A 19617-nucleotide genomic window follows, 5' to 3' on the forward strand; every position below is an offset into this window, starting at 1 on the left:
ATGAAGCGATCGATATGTACAAAAAGGCATTAGTGATTATAGAAAAAAATCTTGGCAGTGACAATGATGACGTGGCGAGGATCCTATCTAATATAGGGATAGCTTTTAAAGATAAAGGGAATTATGATCAGTCTTTAGAGTATCGAGGAAAAGCACTAAAAATTAGATCAAATGTATTCGGTCACGAGAGCCTGCAGGTTGGACAAACTTATGCTGGAATAGCTGTAGATTACTTTTTAAAAGAAGACTATTCAAGTGCAATAAAATATTATGAGGAATCTCTTCGAATAAAAAAGAAATTCTTACGTGACGACCATCCAGAAATTGCAGCAGGATATTTCAATTTGGGGATGGTGTATAATCGTATACAAAATAATGAACTAGCGTTAAGCCATTACTATAATGCATTGTATAAATATCAAAAAACCTATAATGGAACTCATATTGATATTGCCAAATCATTTGACAACATTGGCCGAATTTTTCTTGAAGAGGGACAACCTGATTCTGCATTGAATTATTATCGAAAAGGATTAGCCATTTGGACTCAATTGATTGGGAAAAGTCATTACTATATGGGGTTTGCATATCGCAATCTGGGCGACGTTTTTTTGAATAAAAAAAAGTATGAGGAAGCGTTAGAAAGCTATAATCGGTCACTCAAAGTAAACTTAGAGAATTTTGGATTGCATCATCCTCAAACGGCTGAATCTTACCAACGATTGGGCGCTTTGTATAATGAGTGGGGAAGGAAAGATTTGGCGTTAAAAAATTATCAATTGTCATTACAATCTGTATGTCCGGCTTTTAAAAACGAAAATGTTTTAATCAATCCGGTTTTAAATCGTATTTTAGATGAAAATATACTGTTGCGAGGATTGTCTGAAAAAGCAGAAATTTTCTCTAGATCAGTTGAAACAATGGAATCAGCCGGAGAGACTTATTTGGTTTGCGCAGACGTGATTGACCTTATAAAAAGAAACTTCAAAACTGAAGATTCCAAAATCGATTACGGTGAACAGGTTTTGAAAATCTATGAAAGCGGTATTGCCGTCAATTATCATTTATATCAACGCCGTCATGATACAAAATATCTGTTTTCCGCGTTTCGATTGATCGAAAAAAGCAAATCTTACGTACTATTTGAAGCTTTGGCTGATTCCAAAGCCAAACTTTTTTCAGGCGTTCCGGATAGTCTGTTAGAATACGAACGCAAGCTTAAGACCAATATCGCCAATTACCAAAAACGCATTTATCAAGAAGAACAAAAGGGAAGACAAAAAGATTCTACGGCTATCGCAAAATATGCACAAAGAATATTTGGGTTTGAACGCCAGTATGATGATTATGTCGATCATTTAAAAGATAAATATCCCGGTTACTATAAAATAAAATTTGAACCGTCATTGATTTCGGTCTATTCAGTGCAGTCAGCTATCGACTCTGAGACGGTAGTATTGGATTATTTTTCCGGTCAGAATTCATTGTATATGATTTCTGTGAGCAAGGACACCGTGCAATTCAGATCCTTGGGTTTAAGTATGTTGATTGAAGATAAGACACTTAAAATGAAATCGGCGATAGCCTCAAAAAATAAAAAAGATTACATCGAACTGGCTTCTGATCTTTATAATCTATTGCTCATGCCTGAATTGACCGATACCGTAAAATATAAAAAGTTAATTGTTATTCCTGATGGAATTTTAAATTATCTCCCTTTTGAAGCGCTACTGACTTTACCTCCGTCAGTTGATTCAAATTATTCAAGTTTATCATATTTGGTAAAAAAATATCAGGTTAGTTACGGCGTATCGGCCGGATTGCTTTTTGATCGTGTAGGCAAGTCAATACCGATACCGAGTGACGGGGTGGGGTATTCTCCGGTAAATTTCTGATTATAATTTTCCATTAAATTTATGGAAAAAACACTCTTTTTGTGTCTTATGGGTGAATAATGTAAATAAAAAAAGGCCAAAAGGTCTTTTGAACGATAACCATAACACACAAGGAGTACTATGAAGACCGTATCTTTTCGCACCAGCTTGTTAGTTGTTTCGATCCTTCTGACTATGTATCTCATGGGATGTGGAAGCAATGAAAGTGTCGTATCGAGCCAGAATGACAAACAGGGGATCAACACACAACTAAGCGGGGATGATGAAGGGATTTCGGGGGATTCGGGAAATGATTTGTCAGATACACCAACTGATACAGGCAGCGGCGGCGGCGGAAAATAATTCAAATGTGATGAAAAAATCCCTGCTGTAGTTTCAGCAGGGATTTTTTATTTACAGCGTTTTTTGTATAAATTTTTTTCGGAATACAATAAAAAATCCTGCTAAAATAACAACCGAAGGCACAACAAACACCCAATACATTTGGCTTGGCTTTTCAATTTGAATAGGATGGGTGTCACCTATGGCGACGAACCCAGCCCAGTAATATGGATTGGACATCACAGGATCACCGCTATTGATCATAGCAAGTTTTGCCTCACGTAAAGCCTCATCTTTAGACAATCCTTCCGAAAGCCTTTCGTAGAAATTGTGCATAAGTACTGAAGTAGAGCGGTCGTCGATTGCCCATAGACTCATGACAATACTGGGGCAACCGGCATAGAAAAAGCCACGGGCAAGGCTCATCACGCCTTCACCGCGAACTAATTTGCCTGAACCAGTATTACAAGCGCTCAAGACAGCCAAATCAGCATTGAGTTGCATGTTATACAGTTCATAAGTATGAAGCAGTCCGTCTTCTTTGTCGTTTGGGCTTTTGGCAAAGACGAGCTTTGAATAGAGAGGTTCTTTATCGTCGATAATTGTGTGTGTTGCGAGATGGATGATGCGGTGCTTGGGGGCTTCAGATTTGAATCGTTCTTCAGTTGCCTCTGAAAACTTATAAAATTTTCCTGCTATAACCTCGGAAATCGCATCCAGCTCTTTTTCAGACCAAGGTAGAGGACGCAATCCCTCGTATACGGAATCTGCTCTTTCAAAAACATCAGAATCCTGCGCTTTAACGCTCAAAGGCAATATTATACAACTGATGAAAACGAAGAATTTCATGCAGAAAAAGCCTAAAAACAAAACCAAGTTAAATCAATTCTAACTTAGGGTTTTACATTCAAATCGTCAATGAGTTTCTTGGCTTGGGCTGTATATTGTCCTTTCAACGCAATTAATTCATTGAGCAGAATTTTGGCTTGTTCTGCATTCTTATCCTCAAGATATGCCAAAGAAAGATACCAGATGGATGCTTCATAAAATTCAGAGGTCTCATTCCCGGCTACAACCGATAATTGGGGAATAGCCAGTTGGCTGTCATCAATCATCAAGTAGGAAATTCCGATGTAAAAACAAGCCGTAAGGTCATTCGGATTATCTTTGATAGCTTCCAGAAAATCAGCGATAGCCGGACTGTATTCACCCAGTTCGTAGTGCATCAAAGCTTTTTCAAGGAAATTGATCTTCTTTTCACTCCGAACAAGAGGATTAGTATTAGGATAAGGCTTTAAATTTTCGGCCACTAGAGTTCCATAAGGATTTCGTTGCCAGCTATAAAGGGCGGCCATAAAGCCGATCAGCAGGGTCGCTGCTGCGGCATAATAGTACAGCTTTTTTGAAAAAGAACCTTTCGATGCGGTATGGACATTTATACGTTTTTCAAGCGATTGTGAGTGAAGACGCAGTTCGCGCTCGTCTACTGGGAAACGACTCATGGCTTCCGAACAGAGCTCACAATCTATCAGATGTTTTTCGATTATAAATCTTTCTTGATTAGATAATTTGCCTTGAGAATAATTGATCATTTGCTCAAGCGTCAAACACGGCGATGAATCCCGAAGGATTATTGATTCTATGGAACCTTTCCGGCCCCCCAATTCAGAGCGGTTCATGATTATTAACCTTTCTATCGATATAGTCTTTTATATTATTGCGACCCTTTTCTATACAATTTTTTATTTGATTATAAGATAATTGAGTGATCTCTTGAATTTCTTTATAGCTCTTTTCCTGTATGTAAAATAGATCAAGGCAAAGTTTCTGAGTCTCTTCTAACCTGTTGAAAGCTTCTTTGATAAGTTGTTCCAGCCTTTCAGAATCGGTCTTATAGTTTTCATACATAAGACGCAGAAATGATAATTTTTCCATAAAAATTTTCGAAATATCTTCGACCTGTCCAGTATCAACCTCCATATTATTATTTTTATTTTTCTTTTCAATATACGCCCTTAGGTTCCGTCGGCCATTTTGAATATGACTTTTTATTTGGTTAAACGACCATTGTGTTATTTCTTCTATTTCTTTGTAGCTTTTTTCTTGTACATAAAAAAGATCAATACACAGTTTCTGATCTACGTCTAATTCATCAAATGCATCGGCAACAATCGCGTAAAGATGTTCCCGGTTATCATTATTATTTTCATCCATAAGACTCAAAAGTAACGATTTTTCCACAAAACTTTCTGAAAATTCTTCAATATATTCAACGCTAGTTTCTTCTATTTTATTATTTCTATTTATTTTAGATCGACAAAAGTTATTAGTAACTGATAACAGCCACGACTTGAAATTTTTCACATTAAACTTAATTAGTTGGTCTGGCAGTCGCTCAAATATCTCCATTGTAGTGTCTTCGGCCTCACTCATGGTAAAATATTTACTGCAAACCAATAAAATTTGATTCGAATAACGCAAATAGAGTTCACCGATCAGATTCAAATCGTTGGTTTCCCGATAGCGATGTATGATCTCGTTGTCACTTAAAAATTTGTTTTTACTGAACTTTATCTTCATTCTAAATGTTTGGGATTTATTGGCAACCGGTAATGTGTCAATTTAATCAATAAAATTTCGAAAAAAAAAAGAAATTTTTTATGGAAAAATGATCATTTTTGAATCTTATGTATGATAAGGTACAAGAACGTTCTTATAACGGATAACGGATCGAATGAAAGCCAAAAACAAAAATCAGCATCTTCAGCAGGTGGAAGGTTTTGCTACTGGGACTCATGGTCCATTCGTTCAGGTTCATTATATAAACCCTCATAGGCATCATGAAGGTGAGTTTGAACGGTGGACGACGGGGTTATCCAATCTTGTAGGCTTTACAGGCGGCGGGATTGTTATAGTTCAAAGTAACCAGTTAATTGTTTTTGCTAATGAAGAGTTCAACGCCTTTAATGCCGGTAATGGTAAAGTGATCAATAGAAATTTGACGGATGTGCTCATTTGTCAGAATGAATCGGACCGGAGGTTATTGATCAATACCGTTGATGGAGTAATGTCCACCGGACATGTGATTCGTACTGAGATTGATTTTCTTAGTAAAGACGGGGATACAATACCGGCTTTGATTTCAATCGGACCGATCAAAAATGAGAAAAGTGAGATCAGAGAAGTTGCGTTATTGTTGCAACCGATTCAGAAAACTCGCATTGATTGGTTTGAAGAATCGTTGTCGGCTAATTTTTCAGCAACGTGTGATAGCATCATTCTTAAAGCTAATCCAGCGTTTACTGACCTTTTAGGTTATGGAACCAATGCGGAATTGCGATTCAGCGCTGAAGCAATTCGGAAACAATTTCTTGACTCGCTGATTTCTGAGAAAAAATTACATGGGTATGAACTGCAATTGATCCGAGGGGATCAAAAGCCTGTGTGGGTGGTGGGTAACTTTATAGGAAAGTTTGATCAGGCTGGAAACTTATCCGGTTTTACGGGCTTGCTATCAGACACAACGGAGATGAGACAAATGAAAGATCAATTGCAAAAGTCACAACGCATGTCGTCGATTGGGGCTTTGGCGAGTGGTATTGCTCATGATTTTAATAATTTGCTTATGGCAATGAACGCCAGCATTTATTACATGGAAGCCGATATTCAAAAAGAATCGCCTAACTATAGCCACATCACCGATCTTAAAAAAACAGTTTATCGTGCATCTTTATTGTCAGGACAGATATTAAATTTTGCACGCAACCAGGCATTGGAACTGAAACTGGTAGCCATGGATGATATTATATCAGACTTTACTCTTACGTTGAGGCGGATTATGGACGATCGCATCAGTATTAATATTCAACCCGGTTGTACTGGGAAACTTGTTAATTGTGATCGTTCACAGATCGAGCAAGTACTTTTGAATTTGACAATCAATGCGCGAGATGCCATGCAGTCCGGGGGAAAATTAACGATTCGAACAGCTTGTGAAAAAATTGATGATACATTCTGTGCGACACATCCCGGGGCAAAAGCCGGTGAATTCATTCGCCTGGATGTGGTGGACAGCGGTCAGGGTATTGCTCCCGTGATTCTTGACCGTATATTCGATCCTTTTTTTACAACGAAAGGGATTGGAAGGGGGACGGGAATGGGGCTCTCCATTGTAAACGGAGTCGTGCGTAATCACCACGGATTCATTCATGTGGATAGCACGGTCGGAAGAGGTACGGTATTTTCCGTTTTTCTTCCGTTGGCTGAAGCTGTGCGCACGACTTCTCCCCGGGGGGGGATTTCTCAAAACGTTCAACCGAAAATTACGGTTCTGGTTGTTGATGATAATCAATCTATACGCGATACTCTGGCGTTGATACTTCGCAATAGCGGTTATCAAGTCATCCCGGCAAAAGACGGTGATGAAGCGCTTTCTGTTTATGAAAAATCAAACAAAGAAATTAATTTGATTATTCTGGATGTCAATCTTCCTGGTAAAAATGGCAAAGAGGTTTATAAGGAGATCCGTGAAAAGAATTCATCAATGCCTTTCATCTTTGTTACGGGTTTTGGAATAAATCAATTGGAAGAATTAGCCGGTGAGGGTGTTGCCATGATCCAAAAGCCGTATGAACTCAACTCATTGATCGAGGCGATTAACAGCGTAGTGCCGTTAGATGGTAAGTAGTTATGTCAGCTTCGGTAATCGTATTATTATCCTAGTTCCTTTGTCTTGCTGGCTTTCGATTTGGATAGTGCCCGCGTGTTTTTCGATGATTTCTTTGCAGATAAACAAACCTAAACCCGTTCCATGCCCGCCGGTTTTAGTAGTAAAAAACATCCTGAATATCCGTTCCATATGTTCCGGGGGAATACCTTTTCCTGAATCTTCGATGATAATTTTCATAAAACCTTTTTCGTCGTTCTGATCATAAATTCGAATCGTGCCCTCTGTTTCAATCGCATGAATGGCATTTTGGATAACATTGACCAGCACTTGCTCCAATTGCGATTGGTTGCCATTGATCCAAAGCTCTGTCGCCGATAGGTCAGCCTGTATTGCTACAGTATTTTTCTTCATCAGCGCATGGAAAAGCGCTATTGAATTCTTAATTACGTCTGCCATATTAACACGAGTAAATTGAATAACCTCTGTTTTAGCGAACGAACGAATTTGATTGACTAATTCGAGTACTTGCTGAAGGTATCCTTGCATCATGCCGATTTCTTTGGACGTCACGGGATCTTCAGCAAAACGTTTCCCCATGACTTCACCAATGCCCTTGATCACGCCCAATGGATTGGCAATTCCGTGGATAAGCATGCTGGAAAGCAATCCGATCGTAGAAACTTTATCCATGACCATTGCCTGATTCAGAAATCCCTGTAATTTTTCATTTGCAGCCTTAAGTTCTTTGTTAGTTTTGACGATCATCTGATTCTTTTTGGATAATGCGTCGGCAAAACGAAAAAGCTGCTCCGTGCGCTGCTGTACCAGATTTTCCAGGCCTTCCTTATATTGCTGGTTTTCACTGCGCAGGACGTACATATCATTGGCGCGGCCTACGCCCATGACAACCGAATCGATATTAAAAGGTTTGGTGATATAATCGATGGCGCCTAATTTCATCGCTTCAACCGCCGTTTCCGTTTCGAAAACGGCCGTCACCATGATGACCATCGTATAGGGATGCGACGATTTGATTTTTTTTAAAACGTCGAGACCGTTGGCGCCGGGCATTCGAATATCGAGCAGTATTAGTTGAATGTCATTTTTTTGGAATTCTTGTTCAATTTTGTCAGAATGATCGAGATCGACAACGTGGTATCCTATGTCTCTTAAGACCTGGGTTAGAATTTTTCTCGGGCTGGATTCATCGTCTACGACAAGGACATTTTCAATTCCTTTGATTTCCAAAGGCTCAGGTTTGAGTGTAAAATCGGTCATAACAGATTTTGCCGAAAACGGCATTGAATGGTTTTCCCGCAATCACGAAACGCGCTGACGCGGATGGAATGTCCGTGGCGGTTCAGGATCTGAAAAGCGATCGCCAAGCCCATCTGCAACGGGCCATTGGCATTCGCATCCGAATAGAATGGGATCAAATATTTTTCATAATCATCATCGGCTGCATAAGCGCTGTTGAATGATACCGACAGTTCGATGGTTGGCGCTTCCTGTTTGGTTTGAATAAAAACCCGGTCGCCATGTTTGGCTTCTTTAATATCGTCAATGGCAAATTGCAAAATCTGAAAAATGATATGTTGGACTTCGTTGGTATTGCCTTCGAATGGACTCAACGTTTCATCGAGTTTAAGCTCATAGTCAATGCGATTGTCCGAAAATTGTTTTTTGAAAAAGACGATGGTATTCTGAATACAATGATTCAAGTTAATCGGAACATTCTGGCGGCTCGGACGGGAGAAGTCAAGAAGCCCTGCAACAATATCCCGCGCGCGCTTGGATTCATTGTAAATGTCGTTGATATATTCGGCGATGTCGCCGGTGAGATTTTTTTTAAGAAGGTACTGGCTGAAACCGATAATGCCGGCAAGCGGGTTATTGATTTCATGGGCAACACCCGAGGCTAAGGAGCCGACGGCCGCCAGCCGGGAAACACGAAACAATTCCTCCTGTTGTAAACGTTCTTGTGTAATATCGTGAAGTGTCATTAGATATCCTGAAACCGTCGAACCTTCACGGATGATAGACAGAGTGACTTTGAATAGACGGCTATTAAGCGTGATTTCAAAAGTTACGGGTTCATCCCGGTCCGGATTCAACGAATCAATCCATTCTTTGACCGATGCGCCGCCGAGATAGAGGAGTTTACCGGAGTCTTTGGGACGCGATATCACAGGCAAAATAGTTTTGGCCGAATCGTTTTGCAGTAGAATTGTCAGCTGATCGTCGAGCAATATCACGGCGTCGCGCAGAGTATTAATGATCGTCGCCAGTTGATTGTGCCGGCTTTCAAGCGCGCCTTTTAATTTTTCAATCCGGTCGGAGACTTTCTGCGCGCATAATTGCATCAAAAGCAATGCGTGAGCATTGACGGCTTCATTGGATTGTGGAACGATAATGAGAAGCCCGACGGGATACGATTTGAAAATGATCGGAAAAAGTAACGGGGACGGAAAAGACAATGGAGTGGTGCCAGGAGTACGGTCGACGTCACCGGTAATATCAACCAGCCATTCATCGTTAATGCTCACCGTTTGTTCGCGAAGTTTTGACAACTCCGTTAATCCGATATTCATAGCCGCGTTGACATGATTTTCCGAAATGCCGTCGGCAAAAATTTTGGCAATCGGCCTGTCCGGCCATTGAATAAAAGACAAAGGACGGCCGTCCAATAGCGCTATTCCGAGAGAGGAGCCGGCGAGGCCGGTATTTTGCAGGAGTAAAATGCCGATGAGATTGGATAAAGTTCGTTCGCCGTCGATTGCGCGGGAGAATTCGTTCAGAAAATTCCGGTGTTCATCGCTAAGAGTGTGCCCTTGGGCTGTTTCGTCGGGCATGATTATTCAAGGTTAAATTCTTTGATTTTGGTTAACAGCGTCTTGTAATCGACGTCAAGCATGCGGGAAACTTCACTTTTATTGCCATCGCAAATTTCGAGTGCGCGTTGGATCGCGGTCTTTTCAGCTTCTTTACGGATTTCTTTAAGGCTTTGGAGCGTCGAAGCCGATCCTTCGCCACCGGACAATCTCTGCGCCGTCTGGTAATCGAAGATCAAATGATGGCCGCTGATCTCCGTATCCGCCATCAGTACCGCGCGCCGTATGACATTTTTCAATTCACGCACGTTACCCGGCCAATGGTAGTGAACCAATTGCTCGACGGCGGATTTGGCGATACTGCCAACTTGTTTGTTCAATTCCGAATTGGCTTCGCGGATAAAACGATTGGTCAGGAAGATAATATCTTCTTTACGGTTTCGGAGCGGCGGGAGATAAATTGTAAATTCATTGAGGCGGTAAAAAAGATCCAAGCGGAATTTACCGCTTTTGATCGCCTCTTCGAGGAGCAGGTTGGTTGCGCAAATCACACGGATATTGATATCGATCGCCTGTGTGCCGCCGACGCGCATGATCTTTTTTTCTTGCAGCGCGCGAAGCAATTTACCCTGCGTTTCGATTGGAATGTTGGCGATTTCATCCAGAAACAGCGTTCCGTTTTGCGACGCCTCGAATAAACCGGCTTTACGTTTATCCGCGCCGGTAAAAGCGCCCTTCTCGTAACCGAAAAGCTCGCTCTCGATCAACGTTGACGGAATAGCGCCGCAATCGACGGCAATAAAAGGTTGGGAAGCGCGGTTGCTCATTTCATGAATGGCGCGCGCGATGACTTCTTTGCCGGTACCGCTTTCGCCCTGGATCAGGACGCTAAACAACGTATTGGCGACACGCTCGACGTTGGCGTGAACGCTTTTAATCTCCTGGCTCATGCCCATGATCTGTTCGAGGTTCGAACGGTTTTCAAGCTTTGAGCGGAGTTGCTGTACTTCAAAAACAAGATTGCGGTGTTCGATCGCGCGTTCGACGGTCATGATCAATTCATCCCCCGAACATGGTTTGAGGAGGTAATCGAACGCGCCGCTGCGCATGGCTTCCACCACATTACGCGTATCGCCGTGCGCCGTCAGCATGATCGCTTCGACGTGCGGAATCGTCTGCTTGACTTTTTTCAGAATGGCTAAACCATCCATTTTATCCGGAATATTCAAATCGAGCAACATGACTTCCGGCCACGTTTCGACCGGCATTTTTTCAAGCGCGTCAAAAAAATCTTCACCGCAGCTGAACTCGCTGATGGAATGACTTCCGGATAATAAATGCTGAGTAAAAATATAACGCATCCCGGCTTCATCATCGATCAGCGTGATGCGCATAGGCGTTCTTTGGAGATCTTCGGACATAGAGACTCCAAAATTATTTGAAGGGTGTTTGGGCTAGTGGCCTAATATAAGGCCATTTTTTAAAAATGCCAAACTTAGTTAAACAAATTTTTATCATGAGCTTCCCGTCGGGCGTCTTCGAGCGTGATCAATCCTTTGCTGTAAAAACTCATCAGCGATTGATCCATCGTCTGCATGTTATAAGAGCCGCCGGTTTGAATGGTTGAATAAATCTGGTGTGTTTTATTTTCACGGATAAGGTTACGGACGGCCGGCGTGGCCATCAGCACTTCATCGACGGCAACGCGTCCTTTGCCGTCGGATCGCCGCATCAAACGTTGAGCGACGACGCCTTGAATCGTATTCGCCAGCATGGTACGGATTTGCTGCTGCTGGTCGCTCGGGAAAACGTCGATGATCCGGTCGACCGTTTCGGCGGCGCTTTTAGTGTGCAGCGTCCCGAAAACAAGGTGGCCGGTTTCAGCCGCCGTGATCGCGAGGGCGATCGTTTCGAGATCGCGCATTTCACCGACGAGAATCACGTCCGGGTCTTCGCGAAGCGCGCTTTTGAGAGCATTCGCAAACGAATGGGTGTGGGCGTGCAATTCGCGCTGATTGATCAGGCAGCTTTTCGGGCGGTGTGTATATTCAATCGGATCTTCAATGGTCAAAATATGGTCGTGCCGTTCCGAATTGATCAGATCGATCATTCCGGCGAGGGTGGTGGATTTACCGGAACCTGTCGGTCCGGTCACGACCACGAGTCCTTTTTTCAATCGGGCTAAATCGTAAATGCCCGGAGGCATGCCCAATTCTTCGAGTTTAAAAATTTTGGTCGGGATGGTACGAAAGGCCGCCGCAATTCCGCGCATCTGAAAGTATAAATTAACGCGAAAGCGCGACAGGCCTTCAATTTCATAAGCAAAATCCAGTTCACGGTTTTTCAAAAATGTCTCGCGCTGTTCGGCGGTGATGATCCTCAAAAGCAACGACGTCAGCGTCTCGTCATCGAATACGATCGAATCCAATTGCATCAGATCGCCGTGCAAACGCATGATGGGGTAGTGATTGGCCGTCAAATGGACGTCGGATGCGCCGTGATGAACGGCTTCCGTCAGGTATTCATTCAAGGTTTTCATATCGGCTGATCCAGGATATGCGGCGTAATGAAAATGAGCAGATCGGTTTTCTTTTTTTCCTTAGTGTTACTGGTGAATAATTTTCCCAATAAAGGAATGTCACCCAACAGCCAGACTTTTTCCTTCGTGTCCACTTCATTTTCTTTAAGCAAGCCGCCCAGGACGATGGATTCATTGTTTTTGATCATGACCTGCGTTTTGGCGGTGCGGCGCGAAATGATCGGCTGGCGGTTCTCGTCATTGCCGACATAACCGATAATATCTTCAATGATCGGTTCGATCAGGAGCGTGATCATCGAATCCGGATTGATTTTCGGTGTAACTTTCAGCGTCACGTTGACGTTTTTGTCGGTGAACGTGATAATGTCGCCGGACGCATTGCGGCTGATGGTTTGAACGGGGATCGCCGTGCCCACCGAAATTTCTGCTTTTTGATTGTCCATCGTCACCAATTTGGGATTGGACAAAAGTTTTGAATTCGTCTGCGTTTTCAGAAAGTTGAGAGAAAAGAGCAGGCGGTCGACGGACAATTTTCCCATGATAAGGTTTTGTAATTTGTCTTCTAAGGGAGCGATCGCCGTGAACGTCGTCGGCGTCGTCGGATCGTCGGGATTACGCGCGTCGAAAGTCTTTCCCGTAATGGCCGTCGGCAAACCGACGCCGACTTTCTGATCGTCGCCCAGCGTCGTTTCATACATCCTGACTTCGATCATCAATTGCTGAACCATGATGTCGATCCGGCGAATGATCGAATCCATCATGACAACATTGTGCTGAAGATCGCTGACGATGAGCAGGCTGGAACGTTTTTCTTCCGTGACGCCGGTTTTGGTGCGGCTCAGTGTTTCCATTTTGCCTTGTTTGGAAAGAAAAGGCGTCAGCGCGTCTTTCATGTCGTTCGCGTCAACGTATTTCAACTCAAATACTTTGGATGCCATCGACGCGTTACGTTCCATGTCGATCGGCTTGACGAAAATGATATCTTTTTCGATATAATAATCGTAGCCGTTGGCTTTCAAAATCGTTTCCAACGCGTCGTCGAGGCTGACTTCGTTGAAATGAACCGTCACGCGGCCTTTAACTTCTTTGCTGGCGACGAGATTCAGGTTATTCTGACGCGACAATAATCGCAGGACATTAAGTATGTCGGCGTCTTTAAAATTCATCGTAAGCTTGGTCTGGCTCGTATCGTGCGGGGCTTGTGCCTGCACGGATACGCCGGTCAGCCAAACGGCGACGATGGCGGCGATCCAAAATTGATTGTTCATACACCCTCTTTGTTGTTGATTAAAAATTATCATCTTCCACCGGTAATTCTAACGTGAATGTAAAATCGTTTTTCTTCAGGATGACTTTCGACGCCTGGATTTCGACCACGCGGTAACCGTTGACCTGTTCGCCGATGCCGACAATCTGATCGTTGATGATCGCGAAGGATTTTTTGCCGTTTTCGGAAATAGCGGACAAATTAAAATGCGTCATCTTGGGCATGACGAGCGATTCGATCACTTTGCCAATATTGAGGCGCGTATTTATGTCAATGCGTTTTCTAAAAGGATCGCGTTTCCATGCGGCAAAGGTCACGGCCGGGGCCGTTTTGGACGGAACCGCGACGACGGCCGCTTGCGTGGTCGCCGAAGTATTAGTCACAGCCGTTTCGGTAGCCGTTTTTTTGGTTTTGTCTTTGGCCGCCGTTTTCGGTTTTGCAGTCGCAAGATCATAGACGACGTACGCGAGCAAAAGACCGAGGACGATAAAAAGGCGGGTTTGCGTTTTGGATAATTTTGGTTTAGCCATGACTAATTCCTTATTTCTACCGGCTGATGTTTCGATGCGATGCGTATCCACGCGCGTGCCTGGATCAGGAGTTTATCGCTCTTTTCCTGCGCGGCAATACGCAGATCGGTAAAATTGATCGCGTAATGCAGTTTATCGAGATTGTCGATTAATAATCCGTAGTCCAGGAAAGCGCCGTCAAATTCCATCAGGATCGGTAATTCAAAGCTGTTGGAGTTTCCATCCGACGATTGTGCGTGCGCCAAAAGTGAATCGGTAGAGAAGTTGATGACTTTCAGATCAACCTGGAACTGCTTGCATAAACGGTGTAATTGCGCCATCGCTGCGGAGATGCTGTCGGGTTTTAATATCATTTTTTTTAATTCTTCAACGTCTTCGCGATTTTTTTCCAATTGTTCACGTTTCGCCGGAATGAGCTTGATACGGTGAGTCGCTTCGGCGATGTCGGTGTTGGTATTTTTGATGGCCAGCTCGGCGGATTGAATATTGCCGCGAAGCATCGTGAAGCCGAAGACAGCCCATCCCGCAACGAGTGTCAGGATCAATCCTGCAAGGATCCAGAATTTGATAAGGTTTTTCATGTCACGGCCTCGCTTTATTGGCAATGATTTCAAAAAACAGCCGTTCATCGGTGACGTCGCGGCGTTTTTCGCGCAAACTGACTTCACTGAAGAAATTAGTTTTCTCGATCGCGCTGATGAAATTCAGAAGGTGAATGTCCGCGTAGAAAACGTCTTTGTAGACGACGCCTTTGATCCGGAGTTCGTTCGATTCGATCTTATCCGGTGCATTCATGCTGTTGGCCTTCATTTGTTTATTCACTTTCAGGCGGTCGACCTGTATCGCATTGAAAGCGTTGCCCCACGTCATGTCGTCAATGGCGATTTCATCCGGTGTCACATTGCTGATCATTTTCAGGATATAATTGACTAATGAATCCGTTTTGATTTCGGAGCGAAGCTGTAATTCCGTCATCTTCAGTTGCAATTGTTCGTTTTCAAGTTTATCGAATTCTCCGTTTTGTTCGCGTATTTGCTGAAGCGACGTTTGCAGGGACGCATTGATATCGTTAAGGCTATGGCGTTCGATATTCATCAGGAAAGTGAATCCGCCCAGAACGGCGCACACGAGGAATAGCGTCAAGCCAAGCCACGATGCGCCGTGCCGGTAACGGATTTCTTTTTTCAAAACTTGCGGTAAAAAATTGAATTCCACGCCGTGCGATAACGCCGCGCCGACGCTATCGAAGAAGGCAATAAAGTTTTTCTGTTCGTTGACATGGTTTGAAGACGCGTCGCCGAGATGTTCCTGCGGATGTGGAATCTCGAGCGTATGGCCGATATGCCGTTCCAGGAATGGCGTGAGATTTTTCAGTTTGACGGAATTGCCGTTGACGTACACGTGATCGAACGTAACTGACTTGAAATTTTCAAGGTAGTAATCGAGCGACATTTTGATTTCCGACACAAAACGTTCGGCGACCGGCCGCATCATCACGGCGATTTCAGAATAGGGAATGCCTTGCATGGTTTTGCCGTCGATCGGATCGATGATCAAGCCCATCGATTGTTTGATATCTTCCGCTTCATCCCAGCTCAGCACGTACGACACATTATCGACAAAAATGGTTTCCATCAGCGCGGTCGTAAAATGATTGCCGCCGATAGGAATTTCACGCGCAAACTGAAGCGTATCGTCGCGGAAGAAGGTCACAAGGCTGTTTTCATAACCGATGTCGATCATCAGGCTGTGACGGCCTTTGTCCGGATTGCGGTTCAGAAGATTCCAATGCGCGACCGGTTTGATCACGAGTTTGCTCGGCTCGATGCCGGCGCGTTTGAGTAATTGCAAGTGCTGTTGGATCAGATCGTCTTTGACGGCCATGACGAGGACGTAGAATTCATTCGGATTGGACGGCAATTCATCGAGAATGATGTATTGTAATTGCACCGGGGCGTCATTGAAAAAATGCAATTCTTTTTTGTTTTTCCATAGCAACGCCTCGTGAAGATCCTGCCGGGTGACTTTGGGCATTTTCAGGAGGCGGAGATTGACGTCCATGCCTCCGATGGCCGAGATCACGTCCGTCGAGCCGAAGCGCATGGTTTTGGAAATTTGCTTGAGGTATTGCGTGACGACCAATTCGTCGCTGGATTTGCCGATGGCCAGATCGATTTCTTCCATCTGAATGATTTCGGCTTTTTTTCCGTAGCGGCGAATTTTGGAAGCGCGGATGAAGCGGGAATTGACTTCGAGCCCGATCGTTTTTTGGGCGAACGGACGTAAAAGCCAGGGGATGCGTTGTTTCGGATTAAAGGGCGCTGAGAAATCCAACTGAATTTCCGGCATGACGGGGGCGGACGGTTCGATACGATCGCCGGAATGTTTAAGACTTTCTTCATGCCCGGCAACAAATTGATCGAGGCTGGGATTCGCCACGGCTTGCGTTTTGGAATGCCCGTTACCGTTATCGCCGGTCTGGATCAGGTTCATGAGACGGACGCTGGAGAGCGCTTGCTCTTCCTGATCCTGATGAGTGGTGTTCAATTCATACATACGCAACCTCTTTGCGGCGAATGTTGTGCGTGAGTACGTCTTCTTCGATCCGTCCCAATTGTTCATTTACGCGCACTAAGTACGCCTGTTGGCACAGATTGATCGCTTTGCGCGGGAATCCCTGGCTGTAATCATAAATTTGTTTCAGTGCCGGTTCGGAGAAAACATCCTGCACGTGTTCGTGTGTGGTTTTGCGCAAGCGGTGATCGATCATCCGGATCAATTCTTCTTCCGAAAAAGGATTGAGAATATACGCGGCGGCGATGCGGTCCATGAAATTGGGCATACTGCGGATGTTCTCGGTAAATTCCATCTGCGCCAAAATGACGACTTGGAGCAATTTGAATTCGTTGGTTTCGTAGTTCAGCAGGCCACGGATAATTTCCATCATCGCCGGGGATAGCTTTTGGCCTTCGTCGATAATGAGCACGGGGATTTTCTTTTCGTTGATGCCTTTGAAGTACAGGAAGTTTTGCAACGCTTCTTTGTATTCGAGCACCGTTTGCGCTTTGGTTTTGATCTCAAAAAGCTGGCTGAGGTGCGCGAGAAATTCGAGTTCGGAATTGAATTGCGGATCGAGGATCAGTCTGAAAATGTATTCGGGTTTGTCCTGGAAGAGGCGGATGAGAATACGGCCGACGGTGGTTTTGCCCATGCCGACGCCGCCCAATACGACGCTCATACCGGAGCGCAGGCGGATCGACGATTCCAGCGCCTGCAGGCATTCCACGTGCTGGCGTGAGAAGTAAAAAAGCTGAGGATCGGGTGAAATCGAGAAAGGATTTTTTCTCATGGATCCGTTGAATAAAACCGATGGATAATTCATAATGACTCCTTATTCCGCTCCGACGACGACGTTGCGGCCGAGTTCTTTGGCTTTGTATAAGCCTTTGTCCGCTTTGTCGATCAATTCTTTGATCTGGATGGAATCGTCGGGGAAAGTCGAGACGCCCATGCTGATCGTGAGATTGCCGAGCGGTTGTTTTTCCTGATTATCGAAATGCGTCGATTCCACGGTCTGGCGAAGTTTTTCGGCGATCACCAAAGCTTGTTCTTTATTCGTTTCCGGAAGAATGAGGGCAAATTCTTCGCCGCCGTACCGGCATTCGAGATCGCACACGCGCGTATGTTCGCGCAGGAGCGACGCGACTTTTTTCAACACTTCGTCGCCGGCCTGGTGGCCGTTGGTATCGTTGTATTTTTTGAAATGATCGACGTCGAGAAGGATGAGCGACATGCGCAGGAAGTGGCGGTACGAGCGCTGCATTTCGCGTTCCAGTTCTTCATTGAAGAAACGGCGGTTGTATAAGCCGGTCAGTCCGTCCGTGATCGCCTGCTGTTTGAGCGAACGGTAATTTTCGTGGAGATAATTATAGATATCGACGTTGCCGAGCGTGAGGCCTGCAGAGTAGGCGTAGCGCTGGAGAATTTCTTTGCTTTCCATCAAGCGCGTCGTTTCCTGTTTGCCGACCATTAGGATCGCCGACGTTTCGACTTCGCCGTTAAAATTTTCGACCATTTCTTTCGGATTGTGAAAGCTGACGATCGGGATGAGGAAGATCACCGGCGATTCCAACACGCGGCTCAGTTCGTGAATGTGCTGGAGCGCGGAGTTATCCGTCTGTTCCGGAATGTCGGTATCGTCGACGAGAAAGTAACTTTTGCGGTGCGTGATCAGATCGCTGTACGGGCGTTTTTCAAAACTGATCGACAAACGTTGCAGCATATCGTGCGATACATTGGCCCACGAAATCGGGAACCATTTCTGATCGGTTTTATCGAATACCCACAAAACGGCGCTGGTGAAATTCAAATCTTCGCACAACGACGTCGTGACGGTCCGTAATAAAACTTTGCGGTCGGTGATCGTGAAAAGATTTTGCGTCACATTATTGAGACGGATCAACATCTGGGCGTAATTGCGTTCCTGCTGGATGACATTTTTCAGGAAAGTATTGTCTTTTTCGAGCACGCGGTTTTCTTCGGCAAATTTGCGCATCGTCGTTTGCATTTGCTGGCTGATCTTGTCCTGGATGTCGTGCATATCGATGAGGCGGCCTTTGGTGTACACGCGTAATGTGCCGATCTTACGGAGGATTTGCAGACCATTGGAACATGCGTTACGCAAGTCACGCAGTCTCGCGAGCAGGGTATCATACCATGATGGACGGCTGAATAAATTGGCGACCACCATCGTTGAGCCTCGTTCGCCTCGCGGGTAAAGGCCGATCATCCTGTTGGGTTCCAGCTTCTTTTGAAAGTGGATGGTGGCGGTGATCATGCGGAAAGTATTTATTATATTTTTTAACATAATTGATTTCTTGTTTTTGTGATCAAACGGCGTTGATTTTTAGATTATTGTTCATAAAAGTCCACACATTTTGATTGTCGAAGATGTATTAAGGCAAGCATCATACCGCAAAAATCGTCGTTTCATTACATTAATAAATATATACTTAAGATGATGAATCTTCATGTCGCTTCATGGCAAAAGCGGAGTACTATGGTATTTCTCCATAATGCTCATTGAGCGGAGCCGAAATCGGTCGTTTCGGCTCCGCTCAACGGTCGTGCGCTTTTGTTCATTGAGCAGTCGAAATGAGCAAATACATTGAGTCGTGGTGTGATTGGTCGTTTTGGCTTCGCTCAACGACCGATATCGGATACACAAAATATGTGTATTCAAAATACATAAATTTTGTGTATTGCGCAACGGCCGTTACACTGAATGGGTGAGGATGTTGAATTGTCATTCCCGCGTACGCGGGAATCCAGAGCGATCAATGCATGTCCTCAGCCGATGTCATTCCTATGAAAACGAGAATCCAGAGTAATCCACTTTCTTTTGGCAACGCGCCAACCCCACCCTTTATCCCTCCCCTTTAGAAAAGGGATCATCTGTTCCACATTTCCCGCAGTTTGATGTCGCGAACTCGTCTTCGTTTCGGCGTTTTATCGAGGCCGGATGAATACATGAAAAAAAGGGGATTGTCATTCCCGCCCTGTCTT

The 19617-nt window shown here is 44.4% G+C and carries 16 protein-coding genes; 3 read left to right on the forward strand and 13 right to left on the reverse strand.

Going from position 1 to position 19617, the window contains the following annotated elements; genetic code table 11:
* A partial coding sequence (locus tag K1X84_14050; protein ID MBX7152749.1) for a CHAT domain-containing protein occupies positions 1-1895 on the forward strand: 1895 nt, incomplete at its 5' end.
* Between the two features lie 120 nt (positions 1896-2015).
* On the forward strand, positions 2016-2237 hold the full coding sequence (locus K1X84_14055) for a hypothetical protein (GenBank protein ID MBX7152750.1): 222 nt from the start codon (positions 2016-2018) through the stop codon (positions 2235-2237).
* A 51-nt stretch (positions 2238-2288) separates the two neighbouring features.
* On the opposite strand, the gene K1X84_14060 is transcribed toward K1X84_14055, so the two are convergent.
* The 3 genes from K1X84_14060 to K1X84_14070 are packed head-to-tail and all read right to left on the reverse strand — an operon-like array spanning position 2289 to position 4721.
* Positions 2289-3065, reverse strand: a complete 777-nt coding sequence (locus K1X84_14060) for a CHAT domain-containing protein (protein MBX7152751.1) — start codon at positions 3063-3065, stop codon at positions 2289-2291.
* Between the two features lie 44 nt (positions 3066-3109).
* Complete coding sequence (locus K1X84_14065; protein ID MBX7152752.1) at positions 3110-3895, reverse strand: hypothetical protein; 786 nt, start codon at positions 3893-3895, stop codon at positions 3110-3112.
* Positions 3882-4721: a sigma-70 family RNA polymerase sigma factor gene (locus tag K1X84_14070; protein MBX7152753.1), complete on the reverse strand. Its 840-nt coding sequence runs from the start codon at positions 4719-4721 to the stop codon at positions 3882-3884. The genes K1X84_14065 and K1X84_14070 overlap by 14 nt, the downstream gene beginning before the upstream one ends.
* 229 nt (positions 4722-4950) lie before the next feature.
* Between K1X84_14070 and K1X84_14075 the strand changes: the two genes are divergently transcribed.
* Entirely contained in the window at positions 4951-6903 is a 1953-nt protein-coding gene (locus K1X84_14075; protein ID MBX7152754.1) for a response regulator, read from the forward strand.
* On the opposite strand, the gene K1X84_14080 is transcribed toward K1X84_14075, so the two are convergent.
* The 10 genes from K1X84_14080 to K1X84_14125 form a co-directional block, all read right to left on the reverse strand.
* Entirely contained in the window at positions 6904-8163 is a 1260-nt protein-coding gene (locus K1X84_14080; GenBank protein MBX7152755.1) for a response regulator, read from the reverse strand.
* Positions 8160-9737 carry a hypothetical protein gene (locus K1X84_14085; protein MBX7152756.1) on the reverse strand — a complete coding sequence of 526 codons (1578 nt, stop codon included), beginning with the start codon at positions 9735-9737 and terminating at the stop codon, positions 8160-8162. Before K1X84_14085 ends, K1X84_14080 begins: the two co-directional genes overlap by 4 nt.
* A 2-nt stretch (positions 9738-9739) precedes the next feature.
* Positions 9740-11137 (reverse strand): sigma-54 dependent transcriptional regulator, encoded by a 1398-nt coding sequence (locus tag K1X84_14090; protein ID MBX7152757.1) that lies wholly within the window; start codon positions 11135-11137, stop codon positions 9740-9742.
* A 74-nt stretch (positions 11138-11211) separates the two neighbouring features.
* Positions 11212-12255 (reverse strand): type IV pilus twitching motility protein PilT, encoded by a 1044-nt coding sequence (locus tag K1X84_14095; protein ID MBX7152758.1) that lies wholly within the window; start codon positions 12253-12255, stop codon positions 11212-11214.
* Positions 12252-13523, reverse strand: a complete 1272-nt coding sequence (locus tag K1X84_14100) for a secretin and TonB N-terminal domain-containing protein (protein ID MBX7152759.1) — start codon at positions 13521-13523, stop codon at positions 12252-12254. The genes K1X84_14095 and K1X84_14100 overlap by 4 nt, the downstream gene beginning before the upstream one ends.
* 19 nt (positions 13524-13542) lie before the next feature.
* On the reverse strand, positions 13543-14052 hold the full coding sequence (locus K1X84_14105) for a general secretion pathway protein GspB (GenBank protein MBX7152760.1): 510 nt from the start codon (positions 14050-14052) through the stop codon (positions 13543-13545).
* A gap of 2 nt (positions 14053-14054) precedes the next feature.
* Entirely contained in the window at positions 14055-14633 is a 579-nt protein-coding gene (locus K1X84_14110; protein MBX7152761.1) for a hypothetical protein, read from the reverse strand.
* Between the two features lies 1 nt (position 14634).
* Positions 14635-16608, reverse strand: coding sequence for a pilus assembly protein PilM (gene pilM, locus K1X84_14115; protein ID MBX7152762.1), 1974 nt, complete (start codon positions 16606-16608; stop codon positions 14635-14637).
* The gene (locus K1X84_14120; protein MBX7152763.1) at positions 16601-17434 is read right to left on the reverse strand and encodes an AAA family ATPase; all 834 of its coding nucleotides are present in this window, start codon (positions 17432-17434) and stop codon (positions 16601-16603) included. Before K1X84_14120 ends, pilM begins: the two co-directional genes overlap by 8 nt.
* 9 nt (positions 17435-17443) lie before the next feature.
* On the reverse strand, positions 17444-18919 hold the full coding sequence (locus K1X84_14125; GenBank protein MBX7152764.1) for a GGDEF domain-containing protein: 1476 nt from the start codon (positions 18917-18919) through the stop codon (positions 17444-17446).
* Positions 18920-19617 lie beyond the last annotated feature (698 nt).

The sequence above is a fragment of the bacterium genome (assembly GCA_019695335.1).
Lineage (GTDB): Bacteria > CLD3 > CLD3 > SB21 > SB21 > JABWBZ01.